At 42.2% G+C, this 884-nt stretch carries 1 protein-coding gene; it reads right to left on the minus strand.

What is annotated here, in order from left to right:
- Positions 1-474, minus strand: a 474-nt coding sequence (locus IEW01_RS17870) for a reverse transcriptase domain-containing protein (RefSeq protein ID WP_229738362.1), incomplete at its 3' end; no start/stop codon positions are given.
- Between the last annotated feature and the right edge of the window lie 410 nt (positions 475-884).

Below are 884 nucleotides of genomic sequence, written 5' to 3' on the forward strand. Positions count from 1 at the left end.
AGCCCCAAAAATAAAGTCTGACACTGTTTCCACTGTTTCCCCATCTATTTGCCATGAAGTGATGGGACCGGATGCCATGATCTTAGTTTTCTGAATGCTGAGCTTTAAGCCAACTTTTTCACTCTCCTCTTTCACTTTCATCAAGAGGCTCTTTAGTTCTTCTTCACTTTCTGCCATAAGGGTGGTGTCATCTGCATATCTGAGGTTATTGATATTTCTCCTGGCAATCTTGATTCCAGCTTGTGCTTCATCCAGCCCAGCGTTTCTCATGATGTACTCTGCATAGAAGTTAAATAAACAGGGTGACAATATACAGCCTTGATGTACTCCTTTTCCTATTTGGAACCAGTCTGTTGTTCCATGTCCAGTTCTAACTGTTGCTTCCTGACCTGCATACAGGTTTCTCAAGAGGCAGGTCAGGTGGTCTGGTATTCCCATCTCTTTCAGAATTTTCCAGTTTATTGTGATCCACACAGTCAAAGAGACACTGATGTATAGAACAGGCTTATGGACTCTGTGGGAGAGGGAGAGAGTGGGAAGATTTGGGAGAATGGCATTGAAACATGTAAAATATCATGTATGAAACGAGTTGCCAGTCCAGGTTCGATGCACGATACTGGATGCTTGGGGCTGGTGCACTGGGACGACCCAGAGGGATGGTATGGGGAGGGAGGAGGGAGGAGGGTTCAGGATGGGGAACACATGTATACCTGTGGCGGATTCATTTTGATATTTGGCAAAACTAATACAATATTGTAAAGTTTAAAAATAAAATTAAAAAAAAAAAGAAAGAAAAAAAAGCATCAATTCTTCAGTGCTTAGCTTTCTTCACAATCCAACTATCACATCCATACATGACCACTGGAAAAACCATAGCCTTGACT

This window comes from Sinisalibacter lacisalsi, assembly GCF_014640115.1.
GTDB lineage: Bacteria > Pseudomonadota > Alphaproteobacteria > Rhodobacterales > Rhodobacteraceae > Sinisalibacter > Sinisalibacter lacisalsi.